This window comes from Paenibacillus sp. FSL R10-2736 (assembly GCF_038000245.1).
GTDB lineage: Bacteria > Bacillota > Bacilli > Paenibacillales > Paenibacillaceae > Paenibacillus_AQ > Paenibacillus_AQ phytohabitans.
In genome coordinates, this window is sequence record NZ_JBBOBN010000001.1 from 5,286,489 (window position 1) to 5,310,467 (window position 23,979).

19 protein-coding genes and 1 riboswitch are annotated in these 23,979 nt (G+C 51.9%); of the genes, 3 read left to right on the forward strand and 16 right to left on the reverse strand.

From position 1 onward, the window contains the following. Nucleotides 1-155: 155 nt before the first annotated feature. The 5 genes from NSQ73_RS22675 to NSQ73_RS22695 form a co-directional block, all read right to left on the reverse strand. Entirely contained in the window at nucleotides 156-299 is a 144-nt protein-coding gene (locus NSQ73_RS22675; protein ID WP_156118574.1) for a hypothetical protein, read from the reverse strand. A 130-nt stretch (nucleotides 300-429) separates the two neighbouring features. After that, the gene (locus NSQ73_RS22680) at nucleotides 430-993 is read right to left on the reverse strand and encodes a 3D domain-containing protein (protein ID WP_418793975.1); all 564 of its coding nucleotides are present in this window, start codon (nucleotides 991-993) and stop codon (nucleotides 430-432) included. Between the two features lie 338 nt (nucleotides 994-1,331). Then, on the reverse strand, nucleotides 1,332-3,269 hold the full coding sequence (gene thrS, locus NSQ73_RS22685; protein ID WP_340988280.1) for a threonine--tRNA ligase: 1,938 nt from the start codon (nucleotides 3,267-3,269) through the stop codon (nucleotides 1,332-1,334). Between the two features lie 440 nt (nucleotides 3,270-3,709). Next, a complete protein-coding gene (locus NSQ73_RS22690; protein ID WP_039303331.1) occupies nucleotides 3,710-3,883 on the reverse strand; it encodes a toxin-antitoxin system HicB family antitoxin in 174 nt (57 codons plus the stop codon). Nucleotides 3,884-3,895: 12 nt separating this feature from the next. Continuing rightward, entirely contained in the window at nucleotides 3,896-4,738 is an 843-nt protein-coding gene (locus NSQ73_RS22695; RefSeq protein WP_076242656.1) for an SPFH domain-containing protein, read from the reverse strand. A gap of 184 nt (nucleotides 4,739-4,922) precedes the next feature. Here NSQ73_RS22695 and NSQ73_RS22700 point away from each other — a divergent pair, with 184 nt between their 5' ends. Beyond that, complete coding sequence (locus NSQ73_RS22700) at nucleotides 4,923-5,105, forward strand: hypothetical protein (protein WP_039303325.1); 183 nt, start codon at nucleotides 4,923-4,925, stop codon at nucleotides 5,103-5,105. A gap of 111 nt (nucleotides 5,106-5,216) precedes the next feature. Here the strand turns inward: NSQ73_RS22700 and NSQ73_RS22705 are convergent, their stop codons facing one another. Then, entirely contained in the window at nucleotides 5,217-9,638 is a 4,422-nt protein-coding gene (locus tag NSQ73_RS22705; RefSeq protein ID WP_340988282.1) for a bifunctional 2',3'-cyclic-nucleotide 2'-phosphodiesterase/3'-nucleotidase, read from the reverse strand. 161 nt (nucleotides 9,639-9,799) lie between these two features. On the opposite strand from NSQ73_RS22705, the gene NSQ73_RS22710 reads away from it, so the two are divergent. After that, nucleotides 9,800-10,126 carry a hypothetical protein gene (locus NSQ73_RS22710; RefSeq protein ID WP_340988283.1) on the forward strand — a complete coding sequence of 109 codons (327 nt, stop codon included), beginning with the start codon at nucleotides 9,800-9,802 and terminating at the stop codon, nucleotides 10,124-10,126. 200 nt (nucleotides 10,127-10,326) lie between these two features. Here NSQ73_RS22710 and NSQ73_RS22715 read toward each other — a convergent pair whose 3' ends face one another. The 4 genes from NSQ73_RS22715 to metA all read right to left on the reverse strand — a co-directional run bounded on the left by NSQ73_RS22715 (nucleotide 10,327) and on the right by metA (nucleotide 14,632). Next, nucleotides 10,327-10,926, reverse strand: coding sequence for a hypothetical protein (locus NSQ73_RS22715; RefSeq protein ID WP_042135146.1), 600 nt, complete (start codon nucleotides 10,924-10,926; stop codon nucleotides 10,327-10,329). A gap of 228 nt (nucleotides 10,927-11,154) precedes the next feature. Then, the gene (gene mqnC / locus NSQ73_RS22720) at nucleotides 11,155-12,291 is read right to left on the reverse strand and encodes a cyclic dehypoxanthinyl futalosine synthase (protein ID WP_042135145.1); all 1,137 of its coding nucleotides are present in this window, start codon (nucleotides 12,289-12,291) and stop codon (nucleotides 11,155-11,157) included. 195 nt (nucleotides 12,292-12,486) lie between these two features. Beyond that, on the reverse strand, nucleotides 12,487-13,653 hold the full coding sequence (locus tag NSQ73_RS22725; protein ID WP_340988284.1) for an aminotransferase class I/II-fold pyridoxal phosphate-dependent enzyme: 1,167 nt from the start codon (nucleotides 13,651-13,653) through the stop codon (nucleotides 12,487-12,489). A gap of 61 nt (nucleotides 13,654-13,714) precedes the next feature. Then, a complete protein-coding gene (gene metA, locus NSQ73_RS22730; protein ID WP_042135138.1) occupies nucleotides 13,715-14,632 on the reverse strand; it encodes a homoserine O-acetyltransferase MetA in 918 nt (305 codons plus the stop codon). Nucleotides 14,633-14,751: 119 nt separating this feature from the next. Further along, nucleotides 14,752-14,883, reverse strand: a riboswitch (SAM riboswitch). Between the two features lie 424 nt (nucleotides 14,884-15,307). Between metA and corA the strand changes: the two genes are divergently transcribed. Then, nucleotides 15,308-16,243, forward strand: a complete 936-nt coding sequence (gene corA / locus NSQ73_RS22735; RefSeq protein ID WP_042211571.1) for a magnesium/cobalt transporter CorA — start codon at nucleotides 15,308-15,310, stop codon at nucleotides 16,241-16,243. A 90-nt stretch (nucleotides 16,244-16,333) separates the two neighbouring features. Here the strand turns inward: corA and NSQ73_RS22740 are convergent, their stop codons facing one another. The 6 genes from NSQ73_RS22740 to cobM form a co-directional block, all read right to left on the reverse strand. After that, on the reverse strand, nucleotides 16,334-17,275 hold the full coding sequence (locus tag NSQ73_RS22740) for a 1-phosphofructokinase family hexose kinase (protein ID WP_340988285.1): 942 nt from the start codon (nucleotides 17,273-17,275) through the stop codon (nucleotides 16,334-16,336). A gap of 165 nt (nucleotides 17,276-17,440) precedes the next feature. Beyond that, on the reverse strand, nucleotides 17,441-18,457 hold the full coding sequence (locus NSQ73_RS22745; RefSeq protein ID WP_039303302.1) for an HRDC domain-containing protein: 1,017 nt from the start codon (nucleotides 18,455-18,457) through the stop codon (nucleotides 17,441-17,443). Between the two features lie 256 nt (nucleotides 18,458-18,713). Beyond that, complete coding sequence (locus NSQ73_RS22750) at nucleotides 18,714-19,595, reverse strand: ROK family protein (protein ID WP_340988286.1); 882 nt, start codon at nucleotides 19,593-19,595, stop codon at nucleotides 18,714-18,716. A gap of 827 nt (nucleotides 19,596-20,422) precedes the next feature. Next, a complete protein-coding gene (locus tag NSQ73_RS22755) occupies nucleotides 20,423-22,045 on the reverse strand; it encodes a cobyrinate a,c-diamide synthase (RefSeq protein WP_340989365.1) in 1,623 nt (540 codons plus the stop codon). Between the two features lie 36 nt (nucleotides 22,046-22,081). Continuing rightward, the gene (locus NSQ73_RS22760) at nucleotides 22,082-23,218 is read right to left on the reverse strand and encodes a cobalt-precorrin 5A hydrolase (RefSeq protein ID WP_445669589.1); all 1,137 of its coding nucleotides are present in this window, start codon (nucleotides 23,216-23,218) and stop codon (nucleotides 22,082-22,084) included. Next, on the reverse strand, nucleotides 23,184-23,978 hold the full coding sequence (gene cobM / locus NSQ73_RS22765; RefSeq protein WP_340989367.1) for a precorrin-4 C(11)-methyltransferase: 795 nt from the start codon (nucleotides 23,976-23,978) through the stop codon (nucleotides 23,184-23,186). The genes NSQ73_RS22760 and cobM overlap by 35 nt, the downstream gene beginning before the upstream one ends. Between the last annotated feature and the right edge of the window lies 1 nt (nucleotide 23,979).

A 23,979-nucleotide genomic window follows, 5' to 3' on the forward strand; every position in this document is an offset into this window, starting at 1 on the left:
CGTGAGAAGGAAACAGGCCTCAGTCTCCAGACCGAGGCGGCTGGAATATTCCGTAAATTGTATGATGCCCATAAAAAAGCTGCCCTTCCAGCCCATAATCCGGACTTGAGAGGACAGCCTTGACGCTTCAAATGCTCATACCGGCAACCCCAGCATTACTGCTGCGGTTTTTGTACCGGTTTGGAGAACGTGTTGCTCTTAGTAGTTGCACCGTCGTTCTCAACGGCAAACTCAGCATTGTATTTTTCATTCGGTGTTTTGTAGTTCTCTTGTACCTTTGGTTTCTTGGAATTAGCCACGGAATTGTTCACCTCCCTCATCTCGGAAGAGGCAAGTCACTTGCCCCAGTCGATATTATGGGAAATGTGAAGCCGTATTATGCATGCTTACGTGAAAAATAATTCAAACTCAGTGAGGCCGGCCCAACCCTTAAATAACCTCTTCCAGCAAATATTGCGGCACTGCGTTATAGGTCTGGATTGCATGTCCAAGACTTTTCAGCATACTCTCCGTACATTTTCCGTTGCCTCGTTTGATGAGCTGGACGACAACCGTCTTCTTGCCCCATTCCTTATACACCTGCTTGGTGGTGCTGAAGTACAGGTCAATCTTCCGCCCTTTAATCGCCGAACCGGTGTCGGCCACTATAGCATATCCGTAACCCGGTATATATAAAATACTTCCCAAAGGCAGAACTTTCGGGTCCGCAGCAATGGTGGATACGGCATTCTTGTCCCGGCGTACCTTGACACCCGAATACGTAATTCCGTACTGTGGATGCTTCGCGGTCTTACCTGTGGATTCGTATCCGGCCGTATAGCCGGTCGCTGTTACTTTCATTGAAGTGATGATCTGCTCCGGCGCAGGTGCAGCTACCGGTACCGAATCCGGCTGCTTGGCGGCTGCCTTCGCCTTCGGCTTACTTTCCGGCACCTGTGCTGGCTTAGGAGCCTGAACGGTAACCGGCTGTCTTAACCGCGAAGAGCCTCCCAGACGGGATGCCGAACCTGCCTCTTGACGCTGAACCTGAGAATTCGTGGTGACTGCACTCAGTTGTCCTGCAGTGTCTTCCGTCCCTCTTGCCTGTGCCGATTTGCGCGAATAATCCGGGTAGATCCCGGCTGCTGTCAGCAGAAGCACGATGGTGACGAAAAGACACCAAAACCTCTGGTATAAGCCCATTTTGTTCATTAGTTAAACCTCCCCATATAGCGAAGGTTTCCCGTTTCACAAAATTTTATACCTGAAACCGCATAATAGCGGTCCCACGCAGCTTATAACAGAGGTTATTTATTGGTAATTATACGTACTATTAATAGCTTGTATATGCTTTAGATTACGCGTTCCGCAATTTCCTGTCCAAGCGAATCGATGACTTCCTGCAGCGGTTTGGCACCGATGTCGCCTTCTCCGCGTTTGCGGATCGACACGCTGCCGGCATTCATTTCATTCTCGCCTACAACGAACATATATGGAAGTTTCTCCAGCTGTGCTTCACGGATTTTGTAACCCATTTTCTCATTGCGCAAATCGACTTCGGCGCGGATGCCGCTGCGCAGCAGCTTGGCAGCCACTTCCTTCGCATATTCATCAAAGGCCGAGGATACCGGAATAATCTTTACCTGCTGCGGAGACAGCCACAGCGGCAGTGATCCGGCAAAGTTCTCCAGCAGGAACGCTACGAAACGTTCCATTGTTCCTAGAATCCCGCGGTGCAGGACAACCGGACGGTGCTTCTGTCCGTCATCACCGACATATTCCAGCTCAAAGCGTTCTGGCAGCAGGAAGTCGATCTGTACTGTCGACAGTGTTTCTTCCTTGCCCAATACTGTTTTGATCTGAACATCCAGCTTCGGACCATAGAAGGCTGCTTCGCCTTCGGCTTCGTAGAACGGCAGGCCGGCTTCTTCGACAACCTCACGCAGCATGCGCTGTGCAGTCTCCCACATTTCATCATTGGCATAATACTTCTCTGTATCCTTAGGGTCCCGGTAAGAGAGGCGGAAACGGTAATCTTCAATCCCAAAGTCGCTGTATACCTGCTTGATCAGCTCCAGCACGCGGATGAACTCGCCTTTGATCTGGTCCAGACGGCAGAAGATATGGGAATCATTAAGTGTCATCGAACGGACACGGTGCAGGCCTGTCAGGGCTCCCGACATTTCATAACGGTGCTGGATACCCAGCTCGGCAATACGGATCGGCAGATCGCGGTAGCTGTGCATCGAGCTCTTATAGATCATCATGTGATGCGGGCAGTTCATTGGACGGAGCACGAACTCCTCATTATCGATCGTCATCTTAGGGAACATGTCTTCCTGGTAGTGTTCCCAATGTCCAGAAGTCTTGTACAGCTCTACATTACCCAGTACAGGAGTGTAGACATGCTGGTAACCAAGGCTGGCTTCCAGATCCACAATATAGCGCTCCAGAATGCTGCGCAGCTTGGCGCCCTTAGGCAGCCAGATCGGCAGGCCTTGTCCAACCAGCTGGTTGAAGGTGAAGATTTCCAGTTCCTTGCCCAGCTTACGGTGATCACGTTTCTTCGCTTCCTCCAGCAGGCGCAGATGCTCGTCAAGCTGGGCCTTCTTGATCCAGGCAGTTCCGTATACACGCTGCAGCATCTTGTTCTTGCTGTCTCCGCGCCAGTAGGCACCGGCTACGTTCATCAGCTTGAACACTTTGATCTTCGCAGTGGACGGCAAATGCGGACCCCGGCAGAGGTCGAAGAATTCGCCCTGTTCATAGATTGTAATCACGCTGTCTTCCGGCAGCGCCTGAATCAGCTCCAGCTTGTAAGGATCAGCCAGCTCACCGAATCTGTCCAGTGCTTCCTGACGGCTTACCTCATGGCGGACAATCGGCAGGTTCTCTGAAACGATACGCTCCATTTCCTTCTCAATCTTCAGCAGATCCTCCGGATTAAGCGGATGCTCCAGATCCATATCATAATAGAAGCCGTCTTCAATGACCGGACCTACTCCGAGCTTAACCTCCATAGTCCCGAACAGGCGTCTTACCGCCTGGGCCATAAGGTGAGCTGTACTGTGACGCATCACTTCCAGGCCTTCCGGGGAATCCAGGGTAACGATCTCTACAAGATCGCCTTCCTGCAGCTGAGTGGACAGATCCACGACGATTCCGTTGATTTTACCTGCTGCGGCATTCTTGCGCAGTCCGCTGCTGATCGAGGCTGCTACATCATCAATGCTGCTGCCATCGGCATATTCCCGGACCGAACCGTCCGGAAGTTTGATATTTACTGACATTTTTCTTCCTCCTAAAAGTTAGCTTCTGCACACAAAAAACACCCGTCCCGCAAAGGGACGAGTGATTGCACCCGTGGTTCCACCCAAATTCGATACCATTATGCAAAAGCTGCTGCAGAGCAGCGGCATTGCAGAATAGAATCCTTCGTCAGCATGGAGATAACGGCCATGAACCGGCGGTTCTTACTATCCTGCGTAATGATGTCCGTAAACGGACATCCCAGGAATTCATAACCGCAGCTACAAAGGGGTAAATCAAAAGCCGGTACCGGAGGAAATTGCAGCCTGAGGTTTCCTCTCTCTGAAGCGGTCCTGAACATCGATTCATATCTTTGTCGAAGCTGATAACGTGAATTACGGTAATTATAAATCTCAGCTTATCTTCCGTCAAGTGGAACCGGCATGTCATACAAGTCTGAAGCGCCGCCGCCCCAGGCTGTTCATTCTTCTTCCCGGCGTTTCTTACCCGGCAAGCGGCCTGCGCGCTTCAAAGACTCACGCAGCAAGTATTCGATATGTCCGTTTACGCTGCGAAATTCTTCTCCCGCCCAACGTTCCAGCGCTTCGTGCAGTTCGGGATCGATCCGCAGCGGAAAGCTTTTTTTGGCCGCCATAATATTACCGCCTTAGTACAACGAGCCGGCGTTAATGACCGGGCTCGCTCCGCGCTCCGACACAATCGCCACCATCAGATTGTTGATCATCGCCGCCTTGCGTTCTTCGTCCAGTTCAACTACACCGCTCTCTTTGAGTTGGCGGATCGCCAGATCCACCATGCCGACAGCACCTTCCACGATGATCTGGCGTGCAGACAGAATGGCCGAAGCCTGCTGGCGCTGCAGCATCGTACTGGCAATCTCTGTGGAGTAGGCCAGATGGGTCAGGCGGGCTTCAATCACTTCTACACCGGATAAGGACAGACGCTCCTGCAGCTCCACCGCCAGTTCTTTGGCAATCTCATCGGCATTGGCCCGCAGGGACATGCCGGTCTCATTGAAGTTATCGTAAGGGTATTTGCTTGCCACATGACGCAGCGCCGTTTCACTCTGGATTTCCACAAACGCCATATACTTATCTACATCAAACAGCGCTTTGGCCGAATTAATGACCTTGAATACAATCACGGCAGCAATCTCAATCGGATTACCTTCCACATCATTGACCTTCAGCTTCACGCTGTTGAAGTTGCGGACCCGCAGTGATACGGTCTTGCGGATGCTGAACGGAATGACAGCGAACAACCCGCTGGTTGCAATCGTACCGACATATTGGCCAAAGAAGGTCACGACCACTGACTTGTTCGGCTGAACGACGGTAATACTCGTACATAGAATACCGGCTGCAACAAACAGGATGACAGTCAATGCCACGTATTCCTGAACGGCACCGTAAATTCCGCCCCCGATACAAATAGCAATTAGAGCCACAACCCAGAATCCGCTGACAGGATGCAATGTTTTCTCTTTCATAAAGATGCCTCCATTAGATATGTATTTGATATAATTATGATATCACTTTTGGATACAACTGTAAACTGATATTGTAAAAAAATCACTGCCTCTTTACCGTTATTCTTTTATAATTTGTCTGACATTACGAATGTTACGAAGATAAGAATGGACCAAATCACAATGAACAAAGGAAGTGTAACTCATGAGTGTTAAGGATCAAGTACTGGAAATCATTAAAGCTTCAGCAGCTCCTGTAACTGCAGGTGAAGTTGAAAAGCTGTCGGGACTGGAACGCAAAGCGGTCGACAAGGCCTTCACCGAGCTCAAAAAGGAAAATGCGATCGTCTCCCCTATCCGCTGTAAATGGGAAGCTGCAGTGAAATAACGGGACGTATTATGGTCTGGGCTGGACAAGCCTGAGCATCCTCGCAAACGGAAAGGCCCGCGCACAATGTGCACGGGCCTTTTGCCTTATTCAATTGTATTCATATAGAAATCAGGAAGCTTTGTTCTCCAGCATCCGGTAGATAATGACCGCTGCCTGGGCGCGGTTCGCGATACTCTTAGGCGCAAATTTCTGCGCGTCTACACCGTTGACAATCCCCAGCTGGGTCAGCTGTGCCACAGGCTGCTGTGCGTAAGCTGCAATCTTGGCCTTGTCGGCAAACTTATTCAGAGCAGCTGGATCGACCGGCTGCAGCTGATCCTTGAGGGCATTAGCGATCATAATCGCCATCTCCTCACGGGTGATCTCACGGCCCGGTTCGAATTTACCGTTCCCTGAGCCTCTCACCAAACCGGCGTTTACAGCAGCAGCGATCGTATCTGTATACCAGACACCTTGTTTCACATCGCTGAAAGTAGTTGTTGATGCAGTATTGCTCAAGTTAAGTGAACGAACGAGCATAGTTACGAATTCAGCACGGGTTACACTCTTCACGGGTGCGAAGTTCGTGCCGTCGATGCCTTTTACAATACCTTTAGCCGCCAGTGCATTAATAGCTTCTGCAGCCCACGCTACCTTATCCAAATCCTTGAATGCAGTAACAGGAACGGCCGGGCTCTGTGCCGGAGCGGTGGTTGCAGCCGGAGCCGGAGTTGCTGATGCGGCTGGACTAGGAGAAGCTGATGGTGAAGCAGTCGGTTTAGGTGTCGCCGTTGCTACAGGCCCTGTGCCAGTACCAGGATTAGTACCCGGGTTAGTGCCTGGATCTGTTTCTGGAGCAGCATTGTTGGTAATCCGTCCTTCAATTGCAGCAGTAATAGCTCCGCCATTGAATTTCTTCACAATGTAATCATAGAATACATCCAGATCGATTGGTCCGGCCAGCGATTTACTTGCCTGGGTCAATACCTTATAGTTGTCTCCGCCTGCAGCCATGAAGTTATTGACGACAGCTGTGTAGCTCTTGGACATTTCAATCGGTGTTCCATCACTTTTGGTCAGGTTAGCCACACGGCTGGCAACCGGCAGATACATATTGGCCGTATATTTCAGGCCGGAAATTTGCAGCGTCTTGATGTCTGCTGTTCCGTCAGCCTTAACTGCCCATTGCTGCTGCAGCAAGGTTTTGATCTGTTCACCGGTAAGCGTCAGCTTCACCAGCGTATTGCCGAAAGGCTGGATTTTGGCCAGATCACCGAAGAGAACATTCCCCTTAGGAAGATCGGCACGGATACCGCCCGGATTCATAAATGCAAAGTCAGCAGGACCAGCAGCGCCGTCTTTGAAATCAGCCTGACGCATAGCATCCGCAATCAGGTTACCCAGGGGAGCTTCCTTCAGATATACATCTGTACGGGTAACGGTTCCATCTGTAGTTCCTACAGGCTTAGCCAGCTCAGGATGCAGAGCCAGATAATGATCTACCAGTGCTTTGGTTTCAGCATCCGGCGTCACATTCTCCTGGAAGGTAGTAATTACTTCAGCAGATTTGCTCTTAACCTCTCCGGTCTCCGGATCGATAGCCAGGCGGATGTCTTCATAGGCAGTACCGTAAGAGTAGGCCTGAACAACCAGTTTGCCGTTCACCATATCGTTAGCGTAGGCATGATTATCACCAGCCACAATAACATCAACCGGAGAATTAGCCGGGAGGGCATTCGCCAAATCTACAGCCTCACCTGTGGATACATTTTTCTTCGTTGCCGCATCAACCTTCGTAGTTGCCGGATCGTGTGCAAGCACGACGATCGTGTTGACACCTTTACCTTTGAGCTCTGCAGCATACTTTTCGATAGCAGCCACTTCTTCCTCAGCACTCAGGAATTTCACACCGGCTGTACCGGCAGGGGATACCTTACTTGGTGTTGCCTTGGTTACTACGCCGATAAACCCGATTTTTACACCGCCGATTTCTTTAATCGTGTAAGGCTTGATCAGCGGCTCTCCAGTCTTCATGTCAATCGCATTGGCATTAATGTAATCGAAATTCACAGGTGCATGGACAATGCTCGGGTTAACCGGGTCCACACCGCCGAAAATTTGTGCCTTCAATGCTTCAACACCCTGGTCGAATTCGTGGTTACCCAAGGTTCCCACATCGAACTTCATCATGTTCATCCATTCCAGGGTCGGCTTGTCACGCTCCATGGAGGATACCGGAGCAGAGGCACCGACAGAGTCCCCGTTGTGGACTAGCAGGGTGTTATCGTATTTGGCACGGGCATTCTTCAGGTAGGTTGCCAGAATCGCCGCAGTTCCTACAGGCTTGCTCTCCGTACCCACAGTTACAAAGGATGTCGTATCCAATTGTCCGTGAAGGTCATTGATGCCGAGCAGATGGACTTTGACGCTTCCACTCAGGTCGAGATTGTAAATCTCGTCACCCCGGAGATTCTGGGTTCCGGTATCGGTAATATTATCATGTTTAGGAAGTGCATTCTTAGCCTTAGGTGAAGAAGTAAAGGTAACCTTAACATCGCCTTTGACCGGAGCGATCGACCAGTTATTATCGGCCGGCTGGTTAACGTTTCCTGCTTCCTTGATGTAATCCATCAGAATCTGACGATTCTCTTCCAGGGTATCCAGCACCATCGTAAGACCGGCAGCACCTGTTTTGACACCCGGGAAATTCCCGCCGCCGCTTGCCCGGTAATTGTTAGTCACTACGATGAAGTCCTGATTCATATCCAGCGGCTTGTCATCGTAGGTAATGGAGGTAACCCGCTCAGAAGTGAGGTCATTCACCGTGCCGTCAGGCTTGTATCTTGCATTTTTGGTGACATCAATCGTGTATTTAATTCCGTCGATAACATCGAAATTAAATACGGAGAATGCGGAGTTGAGCAGCGGCTGCTCCGTAGTCACCGCAGGATCAATACGGTTATAGGCACCCGCGCTCATTTCAACCCATTCTTTTACAGTCTCACCCTTGACCTTAATGGCCTTGAGCGTGTTGTCATAGAGATACAGGTCGCTTGCGCTGCGGATCGTCAGATCTCCCGCTTCGATTTCTGTATACTCATCCGGGTTATTGCGTCCGGCCTTGAAGGGTGCGCCAACGCTCAGGATGGGCATTCCCTGGTAAGCTGCCAGGTTAGGATCACTGTTGATCAGCTTCTCGACATAGTTTTTCTGGGCATAGGTTACGATCTGAACCGTCGGATCATCCTGCACCATAGCGAAAAAGCTGTTCATCGGTACATCCGTGCGTCCAAGGGGTTGATTGACATAAGCAACCGTAGCCTGGTGATCGGCAGCAATTGCTGCATCCAGCTCAGCATCCGGCTCTACGTTTGCAATATTAACCTTGTTCTCCGTTCTGTAGATCGAACGGGTGGACGAAACCGAAGCGCTCTTATCCACCATAAAGTGTCCGCTCCGCTGTGGGTCTGGAACGATTGCCAGGTCGATCAGACCCAAATTGGCGCCGCCGAATCCCGCCTGAACGGCTGGAACATTGTTGATCTGGCCTTTGGCATTATCGATGCCGGGCAGCACTGCTTTACCAGTAGAATCCTTGAAGGATGCGTCCAGCGCTTCCACAGTCGCAGCCGGGAATACCTTATGGGTATGCGAGAACGTAATCGCATCAATCCCCGGCACGAGGCTTAGTGCTTTGATGTCATTCTCAGATTTGGTTCCGGGTACTGCATTATTATCATATCCGGTATGCGCCATCGCAACGATAATATCCGCACCGTCTTCCTTCATCTGAGGAATGAACTTAGCGGCCGTTTCAGCGATGTCCTTAGTAATGACCTTACCTTCCAGGTTGACTTTGTCCCAATCCATAATCTGCGGAGTAACGAGACCAATCAGGCCGACCTTAACATGTTGGGTAGCTCCGTTGCTGTCGGTAACTGCCTTGTCGATTATTTTATAAGGAGTGAAATAGTTCGGGTTATTGGAATCATCCTCGTCCCCGTCTACGGCATACACATTCGCATTAATAAAAGGAATGTCTGTATACTCATATGTGGCTGAAGTCGCAGATGTAATGCTCTCCAGATAAGGAAGTCCATAATTGAATTCGTGGTTGCCGAGTGTCGCAGCATCATAGTTCATGGTATTCAAAGCTGCAATCATCGGATTAATCTGTGTAGTCCTGCCGTCTGCATCAACCTGCTTCGAAGCGTACGTACCCAGCGGTGTACCCTGAATCAAATCTCCGTTGTCGAGCAAAAGGTTGTTAACACCCTTCTCCTCGGCTCTGGCCTGCTTCACCAGCGTAGCCGTCCGGTCCAGTCCAACCGTCAGAGACGGTTGGTTCTTAAAGTAATCCCAGCCCATCACATTGGTATGCACATCTGTAGTACTCATCAGCCGCAGGTTGATCGCGCCTGACGCAGGTTCAGCTGCTGCCTTCCCGGCTCCCAGTACTGAACCGGCAACGACTCCGCCCAGCACCTGTGCTGTAATCACAGCGGTAGCCAATATTGAAGCAATAGGCTTATTCCAACGTTTTTGTACCATAGAATCTTATACCCTCCCAGTTAATCTCTTTAAATTGACCGTCAAAGCGTAACATATCAACTTATTCCTATCTATCAAACTGGGTTAACTAGAATTGCGAATTGTGTAAAATGTAAAAAAGGATATGTTGCATTCATATTTTTATAAGGAGAGGGTTGACTATGGACGAGGGAAAGAATACACATGAAGAATTATTCTGGATCAAAGACGAGAACCGGAACACAAACCGGAAAGATATCCGCTGGTTTAGGGAAATGCTCACCTTTGATACTTTACGGGAAGCAGAAGAATGGGTTATGAGTGATGCCTATAATAAAATTGGCGGAGACCAGTTTGACGGCTATTGGACTGGTGATTCTAAGCTGGCGTTTGCGCTAGTCTATAACCTGACTCGCCTGAAGACTCTGGGCGACGCTTCCTTTAATGATATCTATGCTGATGAAGATGAGCGGGATGGTCAAACGATATTTAAGGTTTGGGTGAGTTGATGGGGGCTGGTGCCAATACCGGAAAAGCTAAGCGAAGGCTCGCACGTGGCTCAACGAGCAGAATGTATGCGAAATTTCGAATACAATTGGCTCGCCCGTAGCTGATGCTAGCGGTGCCGGTGGAATAGATGGAAAAAAGACATTGATAAACAGCCCTCTTACACATCTAATATGTGCTGAAGGGCTATCTTTCGCTTTTACTAAATCTCAAATACTATCTCGTCGCCTGTCTCGCTCTTCTTGAAAGGGTTGATGTATTGTGTGAACCTCAATTGCAATCCTGAAGCATCGTCAGGTAATGGCGGGGAGACAACGTATTTATAGGCAGCATGATCAGATCTGCTCCCCCCACTAATCATCCGGGAGTCATATTGTTCGCTAATGTATAGCTCATAGTGGCTATGTTGATGAGATTTGGATTCAATCTCCGGCTCATTGTCCCAATCTATACTAAGTGTTAGTACACTTGCATTTGTGTATTGCCGTATAGAAGTTAGAGTATAGAACCGCTCCCCTATCACGACTGACTTCAGGATTGCAATGTGTTGTCTAAATCCCGCTGGTTCAATTAATGGTTTATATTGTTTTTCATTCATCATACTTCCAAATAACGACTTTAAGAAATCCTCATAGAGTCCATAAGTCTCTGACCATTTAGAAATATACTCAAACGGAGGATAACCTGGATTATTACCAGAGATTTCCTTCCTTCGCTTTATCAAAGAACAAATTTCTTTATCGATATCGGTAATTCCTTCATCATAGTGATCTGTTGGGCGTTCAAATGATATCCGTTTCATCTTCAGCCTCCCATGAGCTTATTTAAGTGATTTCACATTAAAATATTAACATATAATTGATTGTATGGATAATCGAACCTTTTCCAGACGACAAAGAACGCATATTCAATTGAACAAATGTTGTAGTTAAAATAATAAAAATAAACGGGTAAAAACTACATAAAGTGTAGTTTTTACCCGTTTTCTCACCTTAGTAGGGTAACAACACATCAGGTGTTGTTCTACCCTCTAGTTTTGCATGATGAAGTCATTGTCAATCTTAGCATTGGCGTCCTCGAACGTCCGCAGGATGTCATAACGCGTGTTGCGCTGCGCCGGGATCTTGCCTGCTTCGCGGATCAGCTGGGTGATCGACTCAATGTTAACCTTGTAGGTTGCGCCCGCCGAGGAAACTACGTTCTCCTCGATCATCGTGCTGCCGAAGTCATTACAGCCGTATTGCAGGGAAAGCTTACCGACCTCAGGGCCCATCGTGACCCAGGAGGACTGGAAGTTCTTGATATTATCCAGCACCAGACGGCTGATTGCCACGGTCTTGAGGTATTCTTCCGGTGTCTGCCGGTCCAGCTTGAGGTTCGTATTATCCGGCTGGAAGGTCCAGGAGATGAAGGCCAGGAATCCTTCGGAGTCATATTTGTTCGCTATGCACTCGTCCTGGGCTTCACGGACACGCAGTAGATGCAGCGCCCGCTCCTCCATACTCTCACCCAGACCGATCACCATCGTGGCTGTCGTGTTCATGCCGATCCGGTGCGCGGTCTGCATGACATCCATCCACTCCCGCCAGGAGCCTTTGAGCCGGCTGATCTTGCGGCGCGTGCGGTCATCGAGAATCTCCGCTCCCCCGCCGGGCAGGGAATCCAGGCCTGCGGCATGAATCTCACGCATGACCTGCTCCAGCGGCAGTCCGGATACTTCGACCATCTTCATGATCTCTGCCGGTGAGAAGGAATGCATGGTGATCTCCGGGAACCGCTGCTTAATTCCGCGCAGGATATCCGTGTAATAGCTGAAAGGCAGATTCGGGTTCGTTCCGCCCTGCATCAAAATTTCAGTCCCGTTCACGCTGATCGTCTCGGCTATCTTTTGATAGATAGTTTCATCGGGAAGCACATAACCTTCCTCCGAACCCGGTCTGCGGTAGAAGGCGCAGAAGCGGCAATAGACATCACATACATTGGTGTAGTTAATATTACGGCCGATTACGAATGTAGCCAGCGGGTCCGGGTGCCAGCGCTTCATAATAATATCCGCAGCCGCGCCCATTTTCTCAATTTCATTGCTTTCGAACAGCGTGATTGTGTCTTCTAATTGAAGACGTTCACCTTTAAGTGTCTTATCCAGAATAAGATCAATTGCACTCAACGTTCGCAGCCTCCTCTTAATCCTATGAAGTATAGTAGATGAATTTAATTTAAAAAATAAACAAACTCGTTCCCCCATCGTATCACAATCGGATGAGCTTGAAAAATCTTTCGCCAAATAAAACAGCAGCACCCCGTTGGCGCTGCTGTTCAATGTATACAGTGATTCTATCTGGCTGCTAAGGTTCCAAGATGCCTATTCCAGCTCGGTGCGCGCGGCCTCCAGTGCCTGCGTAAGATCAGCGATCAGATCGTCCACATGCTCGATGCCGACTGAGAAACGCAGCAGCCGGTCATCTACGCCAACCGCATCCCGGATTTCCGCCGGAATATCGGCGTGAGTCTGTACAGCCGGATAGGTCATGAGCGATTCCACACCGCCAAGACTCTCAGCAAAAGCAATCAGGCGGATATGGCGGAGCAGCGGCTCCACGTATCTGGCATCCTTCACCTTGAAGGAGAAAATCCCGGTGTTGCCGGAGGACTGGCGCTTCTGGATTTCGTATCCCGGATGATCCGGCAGACCCGGATGGAAGACTTCGGCAATGGCCGGATGCTCCAGCAGATAACGGGCGAGAGCCAGCGCATTACTCTCATGCCGCTCCATGCGCAGGGCAAGTGTCTTCATCCCCTTCATCAGCTGGTAGCTGTCGTTTGGTGCAAGGACAGCTCCCAGTGAATTATGCAGAATCGCCATTTCTGCGGACAATTCAGCACCTTTGGTCACAATAAGTCCGGCAAGGACATCGTTATGTCCGCCCAGATATTTGGTCGCGCTGTGAACGATGATATCTGCTCCAAGCTCAATAGGGCGCTGGAAGAACGGGGTCAGCAGCGTATTGTCAACAATCGTAAGCAGCCCGTGGTGGCGGGCCCATGTACATACCGCTTCAATATCCGTAATCATCATCAGCGGATTGGTTGGTGTCTCAATGAATACACCCTTGGTGCCCGGCTGGCGCGCAGCTTCCAGAGCATCCAGATCATTCGTATCCACATAGGAGGCACTGATGCCGTATTTGGACAGAATCCGTTCCAGCAGACGGTACGTTCCGCCATACAGGTCGAGCGAGACAACGAGATGATCACCTTGTCCAAACAAAGCAAACACAGTAGTCAGTGCAGCCATACCCGAGGCACAGGCGAAGCCGGCATCGCCGGATTCCAGTACCGCTGCCGCATCTTCGAGCACAGAACGGGTAGGATTTTTGGTGCGGATATAATCAAAGCCCGTGCTCTGTCCGAGTCTCGGGTGACGGAATGCCGTCGCGTTGTACACCGGATAATTAATCGCCCCTGTCGCGGGGTCCTCCATCGAACCAATCTGTGCCAGTCTGCTCTCAATTTTCAGTTTCTCGTCCATTTCCATTGCCTCCTAAAAGTTTTGTGCGTGTAACCATTGCTTCTATATATAAATAATTTTTTTAAATAAACGCTCCGATATCGTAGGGTGTCTCCTGGTATACATAGTAATTGAGCCAATTAGCGAATAATAAGTTAGCATGGGCGCGCCAGACGGCCGGCGGTGTACGGGTGGGATCATCTTTTGGATAATAGTGCTTCGGAATCTCAATATCCATGCCCTTGGCGATATCGCGGTCATACTCCCATTTCAGGGAGAACGGATCATATTCTGAATGTCCGGTTACAAAAATCTGCTTGCCGTCATGCGCAGAAACCAGGTACACACCGGCTTCCTCTGATTCCGCCAGAATCTGCAGATCCGGATTATTCTCTATATCTTCACGGGAGACGTCGGTGTGACGGGAATGCGGCACATGGAATACTTCGTCGAAGCCCCGCAGCAGTTTCACATTATTATGGCTCAGCGTATGCGGAAACACTCCAAAGCATTTATCCGGCAGACTCACCTTACGCACGCCGAAGTGGTGGTACAGTCCTGCCTGCGCGGCCCAACAGATATGCATGGTCGAGGTTACGTTCTGCTTGCTCCATTCAAAAATCACTTTCAGCTCTTCCCAGTAGTTGACATCCTCGAACTCCATTTGTTCCACCGGAGCCCCGGTGATGATCAAGCCGTCAAAGCGGCGGTCACTGATTTCATCAAAGGTTTTGTAAAAGCTCTTTAAGTGCTCTGCCGAAGTATTCTTCGAGGTATGGGAGCTGGGATGCAGCAGAACAACGTCCACCTGTAGCGGTGAGTTCCCGATAAGGCGCAGCAGCTGCGTTTCCGTGGTTTCTTTGGTCGGCATCAGATTCAGGATGGCGATCCGCAAAGGACGGATATCCTGATGAAAGGCATGGCTTTCATCCATTACAAAAATATTCTCACCGGATAATACTTCTTTGGCCGGAAGACTGTCGGGAATTTTAATAGGCATTGCTGTTTCCACTCCTTAACTGAAATTAGGTTCCGCTTGGCGGTTAAATCTGATGTAAAACAACGAAAAAAGACCTTTCTCGGGCGAGAAAGGTCATATATCTGCAGTCATATGCGCCTCTCTCATCTGCCAGAGAACTTCCGCCGGACGAATAACGTCCTGCAAAGCTTCCGCAAGAATTAGCACCGTGCGTTCACACGCCGGTTGCCGGGTTTCATCGGGCTAGTCCCTCCACCTGCTCTTGATAAGATTTAGCTGTATTCAGTTGGGGTTATTCCAAAGCATCCGCGGATACTTTTCTTAAAATTCACTTTAAATCATGAACCTCCTTTTCGTCAAGTCCATACAATGCTTAAGGGGCCTGGAGAATGAAAAGAATTTCTCTTGAAAGAGCCATACCCCGGCGTTATACTAGACAAGTGTTTCAACCATAAACGGCGAAAAGAAGAGGTGAGAGAAGAATGGAAGGCGACCCGGGCTCGCGAATAAGCGTGCAGAAAGAACAACCACACAGGATTAACATCAGCTTGCCGGCGGCGGGGGCAGTTCTTCTTCATGCTCTCGGACCGTCTTTTGGCCTTCATCCATGATTGTACCACCGGCCAAGCTGATTTTTTCTCTGTGCTTTAATTAGCATATCCCTGGAGAAGACCAGGGACAGAAGGAGTGAATCAGATGAAAATCCGGCTGGTGAACGCAGGGGTTTTTACGACTATTGACAATATTGAGGATACACTTACCGCACCCGCTGAGGGTTTCTATTGGATTGATGCGGATGTTGAGGATCTTGTTGAGCTTCAGCCTTTGTACAATCTGCATGATCTGGCTGTCGAGGACTGTCTCAGTGAAGAGGATCAGCGCCCGAAGCTGGAGATCTATGAGAGCCATTATTTTATCGTAGTCAACAGCATCCGGTTTGATGACGAGGAAATCTTCCTCCGCGCGCTCAACGTATTCCTGGGCAGACATTTCATCATCACCGTTACGAAGCAGAAGATCCATGAGCTGCGCGTCCTGAAGCCCATTCTGTGGGAGCAGGAGGTCAGTGAGCCGGACCGCTTCCTGTACCTGTTAATCGACCTTGTGGTCGACAACTTCTTCTCGGTCGGTGACCGGATTGAAGCGCGGATTGAGAAGCTGGAGGAGGATATCCTCATGCACACCAAGAAATCGCATCTCAGCGAGATTATCGGTCTGCGCAGTGAAATTCTCTGGCTGAAGAAGATGCTGGGCCCGCAGAAGGAAGTTATCAACACGCTCAACAAAAAAGACCTCCGCCTGATCGACGATCAGCTGCAGAAGTATTTCAGCGATATTTATGAAAATGCGGTCAAGATCTCTGAAACCTTTGAAACGTACCGCGATCTCATGGGCAACTTACGTGAAGCTTATCAGTCCAGTATTGCTAACCGCGCCAATGAAATCATGAGAGTATTTACGGCAATTACTACGATATTCATGCCGCTGACCGTTATTACCGGTATCTACGGTATGAACTTTGACAATATTCCCGAGACCCATTCCCAGTACGGCTATTATGGAGTCATCGCCGTCATGGTGACGCTCGGCTGCGGAATGCTGGTGATCTTCCGCAAGAAGGATTGGCTATGAAACTAAACGGACGAATACGCAGGACGAAGGCACCGGATACCTCAGGGTATAGGGAAGCCTTCGTCTTTTTGGTATATGGCGGCCACAAAACTACATGTGTCCGGCTGCGCCGGTATCCATGCCGGCAAACAACCGCTCCGTATCCTCGCGCTTGCAGAGCTGACGCTCCGGATTCATGACCGCCGCAGCTCCGGAGGCGATGCCGAACTGAACGGCTCTGCGCAGCGGCCAGCCCCGTTCCAGACTGTACACGAGTCCCGCAACCAGACTGTCGCCAGCGCCTACTACACTGAGTACAGGAACTTCAGGTGCCAGCACATGCTCGCAGCCGTCTTTGGTAATCAGCAGCGCCCCGTCCCCGCCCAGTGAGACTACCACTACTTCCGTCCGGCCTTCTTCAATCAGCTGCAGTGCGGCTGCCTTCACTTCCTCATCACCGGTTATTGCATGCCCTACCAATTCTTCCAGCTCACGCGCGTTCGGCTTCAGCAGATATACGCCGGCATCAGCCGCAAGCTGCAGCGCTTCGCCGGAAGTATCGATAATAACCCTGGCCTTCCAGGGCTTCGCAGCTTCAATGACACGCGCATAGAAATCAGCGGGACAGCCCGGGGGCAGACTGCCGCTGGCTACAAGATAAGCAGGTTTATCCGGCAGCGCCGTTAATTGCTCAAGACACTCCTTCCAGTCGCCTTCGATGAACCGCGGGCCCGGCATGTCGAACCGGAACTGCCGCCCGGTGGATTCCTCCACGACAATCAGATTCTCCCGGGTCTGCCCGCTGATCGGAATCTCCTGATGCCTTACGCCCTCCTGTTCCAGCATATGGTGCAGCAGCTGGCCATGAAGTCCGCCTGAGGCATACAGTGCCAGCGAATCCCCTCCCAATCTATGGATCGCCCGCGATACATTCACACCGCCGCCTCCCGGTTTGTATGAGGCTTCACGGCAGCGCAGCTTATGATCGGGAACAACCTTACTTATACCCGTACTGGCATCAACGCTAGGATTAACCGTCAACGTTACTATCATATGTCCCACTCCTTTTTAACTGCATACAGGTATAGTACCGCTAATCGCCCCTTTCTCCTAATAATTTGCAGGCACTGCCGGCCGCAGATAAAACCCTAAAGCGCACTTCCTCACGGGAAGGGGGGAAGCGCGCTTCAGGGTAAGCTCCGGGAAGAAGGCTGCTTCCTACAGGTTCGTCGCCAGCCCCAGACCGGCCGGCTGCTCCCGGCGGAAGCGGATACGGATCAGCCGCAGGCGCTCATAGTACATATCGAGGCCTTCTGCGGGGGAGAAATCCTCGCCATAGGCCTTATAGAGGACGGGCTTCAGGAAGGTATCACCGATCAGCTCATAGGCTGTCCATATATTGTTCTGTTCCTGGGGAGTAACTTCACTGAGTTCAAGAGCAATGAGCTTCTCGACGGAATAGCCGTCCTTCTCCAGTTCCTCTACAGCTTCAAGAACTTCACGGCGGGAGACCCCGCTGAGCCCCTTGAGCTGCTCCATTCCCTGCCCTTCTTCAATCCCCTGAAGCAGTACACGCCGCAGTCTCAGCCGCTCCAGCTGCTTCTTGTATTTCAGCTCCTTCTGTTTGTACAGCCAGGAAACAAAGCTCTCTTCGTCGATCGAATCACTTACCCAGCCCAGCGGATATTGATGCTCACGCTGCACACCGGAGGTAATACTGAGCCAGTCGGCGCCATATTGCGAGGCTTTACCTTCACCTACGCCGGGAATCTGCAGCAGCTCTTCCGCCGTATGGGGCAGAAATGCACTGATCATCCGCAGCAGACGGTTGCTGGCCAGGATGTAAGGTGCCTTGCGTTCGCTGGAAGCCTTCCCCCTGCGCCAGGAGCACAGCTCCTCATATACCGTTTCATTGGCGTACTGCTCACTGTAATACTGCAGCTTAAGCTGCTCCTGACCTCGGCTGTTAAGATGCTCATCTTCATGAAATACACCATCAATCAGGGGGCGGTAACCGTCTCCCATCTTCATTGCAAGCTCATGCCGGTACACACACAGCATTTCATTCCATGAACCGCCTTCATACCATAAGCTGTCACCCATTTCCTGTTCTCCTGAGAAGTCGCGCCAGCCCAGGCGCCACACCCCCTCCTCCTCTCCAATCCACAATTGGGCAAATACCTCCTGATCCACACCTGACATTCTGGACAAACGGTTCATAAATACGATCTGCATATGAATCCCTACCTTCATCGTCTTACAGTATGCATGAGCTTTGTGCGGACCGGATTACCTGCCCCCGCCGATACCGTTTCAGCGGGAAAGATAAGGAACATTTATTGCGCGGAGCCTATAAATTCTTATCTTTGCACAAAAAAAAGCACCTCTCCCACGAAAATCCGTGAAAGAGGTGCTTCCTCTTAAATGCTATACTGTTAAAACCTAGGATACCACATATTGCGAAACAGTCAATGCCTTTTTGTAGGATATTCTACTGTCCGTCAAGCGCCAGCTTCGCAAGGCCAAGCGCACCGGAGAGTCCCGCATTATCCCCGAGCTGAGGAGGGACAATATAGCTGCCGATGGCTTCATTCAGCGCCGGATGCTGCACATATCCGCCAAGCAATTCCTGCAGCTTGGTATGGATCAGCGGGAAGAGCTGGCTCTGCTTCATCACGCCGCCGCCCATCACGATTCTCTGCGGCGATAGGATCAGCACATAGTTCATCAGGGCGTGGGCCAGATAGTGGGCCTCCATCGCCCAGGCCGGATGATCCGATGGCAGCTCGCCCGCAGGCTTGCCCCAGCGCTTGCCGATAGCCGGACCTGCCGCCAGGCCTTCCAGGCAATCGCCATGATAAGGGCAGAAGCCTTCATAGTGATCTTCCGGATGGCGGCGGACCAGAATATGTCCCATCTCAGGGTGGGACAGCCCGTGGATCAGCTTCCCGCCGACCACTGCACCGGCGCCGATGCCGGTGCCTACTGTGATATAGAGGCAGCTATCCAGCCCTTGGGCTGCTCCCCAAGTGTACTCGCCCAGGGCGGCTCCGTTCACATCTGTATCGAAACCTACCGGAACATCAAGCTGCTCCGTCACGGCTCCAACGAGATTATATCCACCCCAGTGGGGTTTCGGTGTGGTTGTAATATATCCGTAAGTAGGGCTGCCGATCACCGGGTCAATCGGTCCGAATGAACCAATGCCAATGGACTCCACATCTTTAGCGGAGAAATAATCTAATACCAGCCCCATCGTTTCTTGAGGAGTTGTGGTCGGAAAGCTCACCCGGTCGATAATCGTCCCGTCCTCATTCCCGATTCCGCATACAAACTTTGTTCCTCCTGCTTCAATCGCTCCCAACAATTTCACTGCAGCGTGCTCCCTTCTCCATTACCATCATTTAGTGATTGCTTCCAGACTTTGAAATTCAGCAGCATATAATCCAATCTTTCCCCTGATAAAAAATAAGCCGGTAACCTGCCAGCAGGGTAATAAAGCGCTCTCTTGATCCTATTATACGAGGCTTACAGATGTATGACAAGCGGTTGACATATATGAAACGGCTATAAAATATTCTGGAATCCCACTCTCCAGCGGGGAGTGAAAAACCAGTCAATGGCGGTTCAGGCAAGGCGTTAGTATTACGAGCTGGCTGATGCAGGAATTACCCGAACGATTATGATCAGCAGGCAAACAGCCCAGAATATACAAGATAAGGACTTTAGAAGGCTGTCTAACCGATGGCCGAAATCCCTGCGGGCCATAAATTTAGGGCATACAATTTGTTCATCCGAAAAGTAAGAGATTTAAGCTCTCTTGGTATAGACCACTTGTATGAACCACTTATATAGACTATATATTAGACAATCCGGCCGAGGGTTAAGCTATGAGCCTAGAGTCTCACCCGGCAGCGAAGTGATTGTTAGGCTCCCTCAGTATGGACAGGCTCAAAAGTTGTAAGTATTACAACTTGGGTTCACTGATATTAAGGTTTTCATGAAGATTGTTGCAGAAAATACAAGAATTCATTCCGCTAACCGAACTGATGGAGGCGAAATCCTGCCTTTTATACAACAATGTCCGATTATCATCGATAGCTTGAGGGGAATGTTGTATTTCGTGCAGGATTTCATGCAGGATTAGGTGCAGGATTTATACGGAGTCCAGTTTCTGCCTTGGCCTCCAGTCTGGAACACTTAGAGCCGCTGCTCCGCATGCTTCTTCTGTTCCCGATAAGTGCGGCAGGCCTCCACCAGACGTCCTGCTGCCGGGAAATGGGAAGCCAAATGAATATGCGCATAAGCAGCCATAATGTTGCCGCTGATATACCCTTCCGGCTGACTCCCCCCTCTGCCTTTGCTCTCATAGGCATAAATTCTGGCTTCCCCGGGAATGTAGCTCATGCCGGAATAATGGAATTCATGGCCGCGCAGTCGTCCGCCCTGCTTCAGCAGCAGGCAATCGTGAAGGGCTGTCACCTCACGGTACCCGAGCGCGGCGCGGCGCTCCTGCATTACGGTATGTGCCGGAATGATTCCGGCCATCTCATGCACGGCGCCGGAGCGGTCGGTCAGGCTGCGGGCCAGCACCATGTAGCCGCCGCATTCCGCATACAACGGCATTCCGTCTGCAGCTGCAGCTCTTACGCCGTCCAGGAAGAGCGAATTCGCTGCAATCACAGCAGCGAATTCTTCGGGAAACCCGCCGCCGATATAGATTCCGTCGGCCTCCGGCGGGATTCCCTCTCCGCTCAGCGGGCTGAACATAACCAGCCGCGCACCTGCGCGCTCGAGCAGCTCCAGATTGTCGGCATAATAGAAATTGAATGCCGCATCCCGGGCTATGGCAATAACCGGCTGGACAGGACGGTGTGCCGGCCTGTTCGTATCCGCCGGCATTATCCGTGCTGCCGGTGAAGACAAGGGTGGCCCCGCTGACACAGGCCGCTCCTGTGATGCAGGCTCCATTGCCGGCTGGCTGCCCAAACCCGGAGTCTCAGTCGCCGTAAACCCCGGCATTCCCGGCTCCAGTATACCCGGGCAGCCCTGCGAGGGTCCTTGCGCCTGCAGCACCGCTTCCAACAGCGGTGGATACTGCAATGCAGGCGCAGCAGCGGCAAGCTCCAGCAGCCGCTCCAGATCGGTGCCTTCCGCCAGCAGATCGGCGGCATGCTCGAACAAAGGCTCCAGCTCTCCGCGCTCCACAGCGGGAAGCAGGCCAAGATGCCGCTCCGGGATATCGAGGCCGCTGTCGCGCGGCAGCCAGCCGATGACCGGAATGCCACAGGCCGCTTCAATCGCTGCCCGGACCATCCGGTAGTGGCCCTCACTGCCGCAGCGGTTCACTATGACCGCAGCAATCCGCAGCTCCGGCTCCAGCTGCTGAAAGCCCAGGACAATGGCCGCAGCACTGCGTCCCATACTGCGGACATCGACTACAAGCAGCACCGGACTGTCTGTCAGGATGGCGATTTCTGCCGTTGATCCGGTGAGTGCTGTGTCCTCTTTGCCGTCATACAGCCCCATCACACCCTCGATGACTGACAGATCCACATCCTCCGATACCCGCAGGAAATATTCCTGCAGATAGCTGCTTGAAGTCATCCAGGAGTCCAGGTTGCGGGAAGAACGGCCAGTGACTGCAGTATGATACGCAGGATCGATATAGTCTGGCCCGCATTTGAAGCCCTGAACCTTCAGGCCGCGCCGGGCAAACGCCCGCATCAGTCCCAGCGTGACCGTTGTTTTGCCGGAGCCGCTGCCCGTGCCTGCTACTACAAAGCGCGGGCGTGTCTGCAAGAACGGCTCCCGGTCCTTCATTTCATTCCATGTCTCTCTCACCGCTTCTCCCCCGCTCTAACCGGCATAGACAACCCGCGCTACGGCGATTGTCACATTTCCGCTTTTATGTTTGCGCTGCAGGAGCGCCTGCGCACCTGAAGATAACAGTGCGGCAGGCTCACAGACTCCGTACGCTCCGGTCGCTCTGAACACTACCTCCGAAGGATTGTCCAGGGTGACCGTGTTCAACTGGTCCGGTGAATACAACGCCAGCTCCCAGCCGTATTTGGCACAGAGAGCCAGCAATCCGGCCTCATCGCCCTTAATCCCGGCAGTAGCCACATTCCGCACACTGTAGAGCGATAGCCTGAGCTCTGCCAGCGTATGCAGCACTACAGCTTCAAGCTCCTCCGCAGAGGTTCCGCGGTTACAGCCCAAACCGAGCACCAGGCTGCGCGGACGATAGACTACAGCGCATTCAGCAAGCACAGCCTCCTCCGGCTCATCTTCATCCGGCAGCCGGTCACTCACCACGATCGCTGCGCTGAAGCGGAAGCCGCTGCTTCGCAGCTCATCCCTGCTGGCAAATACGCGTACATGCTCCGGCAGCACTGCCCCCGGCGGCAGCCAGCCCGGCTCTCCGCTCTCCTGGACAAAAGCTACCGCTTCCCCGTTGACAAGCGCAGCACTGACACTTTTCATACCGGTAAAGCTGTCTGCGCGCCAGCCGTATTCCCGGCCAAGCAGATCCACAGCGAAGGTGCCCTGCACATCGGAAGCCGTTGTAATTACCGGATGACTGCCGAGCAGCCCGGCGATCTGCAGCGTCAGTCTGTTGGCCCCCCCGAGGTGGCCGGACAGCATGCTGATGACATGCTCCCCGCGCTCATCAATGACGATGACGGCAGGATCGGTTCTTTTGTCCTGCAGCAGCGGAGCAATCAGCCGGACCGCGGCGCCCAGTGAGAAGAACAGAATAACCCCCTCATAATCCCGGAAGAGCCGGGGGAGTAAATCCTTTACCGGCCCCTCAAAAAGCGAAATCTCCCCAGCCCGCATCTCCAGCCCGCCGCTATACTTGGCATAACAAAAGACCTCCGTCTCCCCGAGCATCGCTCCCAGCTTCAGCGCCAGCCCGATGCCGTTTCGCGTGATCGCGACCGCTGCATACCGCCGCTTACTCACCAGAGCCAATTCCTTCCCGGCAGCCATGGGTAAATGCCTTGTCATAGAGCTTGGAGCGGTGCTGATCGCGGTCTGTCAGCCCGGGGTCCAGCGCCCAGCCGGCCAGGATCATGGCATGCATGGTGATGCCCGCTCCACGCAGATCTGCCTCCAGATTCTGCACCGTTGTCCGCAGAATCTGCTGATCCGGCCAAGTCGCCCGCTTCACTACAGCTACCGGTGTATCCGGGCTCCAGCCGGCAGCCAGGAATTCCCCGGCCGCATGCCCGGCCAGGGAGGCACTAAGAAACAGCGCCACTGTACAGTGATGCTCGGCCAGCTTGCGCAGCTGCTCGCGCTCCGGCACCGGTGTGCGTCCTTCCGCACGGGTCAGAATTACCGTCTGTGTCAGATCAGGCACGGTCAGCTCTGCACCAAGCGCCGCAGCGGATGCAAAGACCGAGCTTACACCCGGCACGATTTCATAGCGGACGCCGCATAGCTTCAGCAGCGACATCTGCTCCAGAATCGCGCCGTACATGGACGGGTCGCCCGTGTGGACGCGGGCTACGCTTTTACCAGACTGTACTGCTGCCGCCATCAGCTCTACCTGCTGCTCCAGATCCAGCCCCGAGCTTCGCAGTACCTCTGCACCGGGCTTCGCACTGTGGATCAGCTCCTCACTGACCAGAGAGTCGGCATAGAGCACCACGTCCGCTGAGCGCAGGATCCGGCTGCCTTTTACTGTAATCAGCTCCGGATCGCCGGGTCCGGCACCCACAATGTATACTTTAGGTTCGAGCACGATA

Bases quoted from the DNA above. Each gene is read 5' to 3' on its own strand.
- thrS (WP_340988280.1), bottom strand. From the start codon at position 3,269: ATGTCAGTAAATATCAAACTTCCGGACGGTTCGGTCCGGGAATATGCC.
- NSQ73_RS22690 (WP_039303331.1), bottom strand. From the start codon at position 3,883: ATGGCGGCCAAAAAAAGCTTTCCGCTGCGGATCGATCCCGAACTGCAC.
- NSQ73_RS22695 (WP_076242656.1), bottom strand. From the start codon at position 4,738: ATGAAAGAGAAAACATTGCATCCTGTCAGCGGATTCTGGGTTGTGGCT.
- NSQ73_RS22700 (WP_039303325.1), top strand. From the start codon at position 4,923: ATGAGTGTTAAGGATCAAGTACTGGAAATCATTAAAGCTTCAGCAGCT.
- NSQ73_RS22705 (WP_340988282.1), bottom strand. From the start codon at position 9,638: ATGGTACAAAAACGTTGGAATAAGCCTATTGCTTCAATATTGGCTACC.
- NSQ73_RS22710 (WP_340988283.1), top strand. From the start codon at position 9,800: ATGGACGAGGGAAAGAATACACATGAAGAATTATTCTGGATCAAAGAC.
- NSQ73_RS22715 (WP_042135146.1), bottom strand. From the start codon at position 10,926: ATGAAACGGATATCATTTGAACGCCCAACAGATCACTATGATGAAGGA.
- NSQ73_RS22725 (WP_340988284.1), bottom strand. From the start codon at position 13,653: ATGGACGAGAAACTGAAAATTGAGAGCAGACTGGCACAGATTGGTTCG.
- metA (WP_042135138.1), bottom strand. From the start codon at position 14,632: ATGCCTATTAAAATTCCCGACAGTCTTCCGGCCAAAGAAGTATTATCC.
- corA (WP_042211571.1), top strand. From the start codon at position 15,308: ATGAAAATCCGGCTGGTGAACGCAGGGGTTTTTACGACTATTGACAAT.
- NSQ73_RS22740 (WP_340988285.1), bottom strand. From the start codon at position 17,275: ATGATAGTAACGTTGACGGTTAATCCTAGCGTTGATGCCAGTACGGGT.
- NSQ73_RS22745 (WP_039303302.1), bottom strand. From the start codon at position 18,457: ATGCAGATCGTATTTATGAACCGTTTGTCCAGAATGTCAGGTGTGGAT.
- NSQ73_RS22755 (WP_340989365.1), bottom strand. From the start codon at position 22,045: ATGAAGGACCGGGAGCCGTTCTTGCAGACACGCCCGCGCTTTGTAGTA.
- NSQ73_RS22760 (WP_445669589.1), bottom strand. From the start codon at position 23,218: ATGGCTGCCGGGAAGGAATTGGCTCTGGTGAGTAAGCGGCGGTATGCA.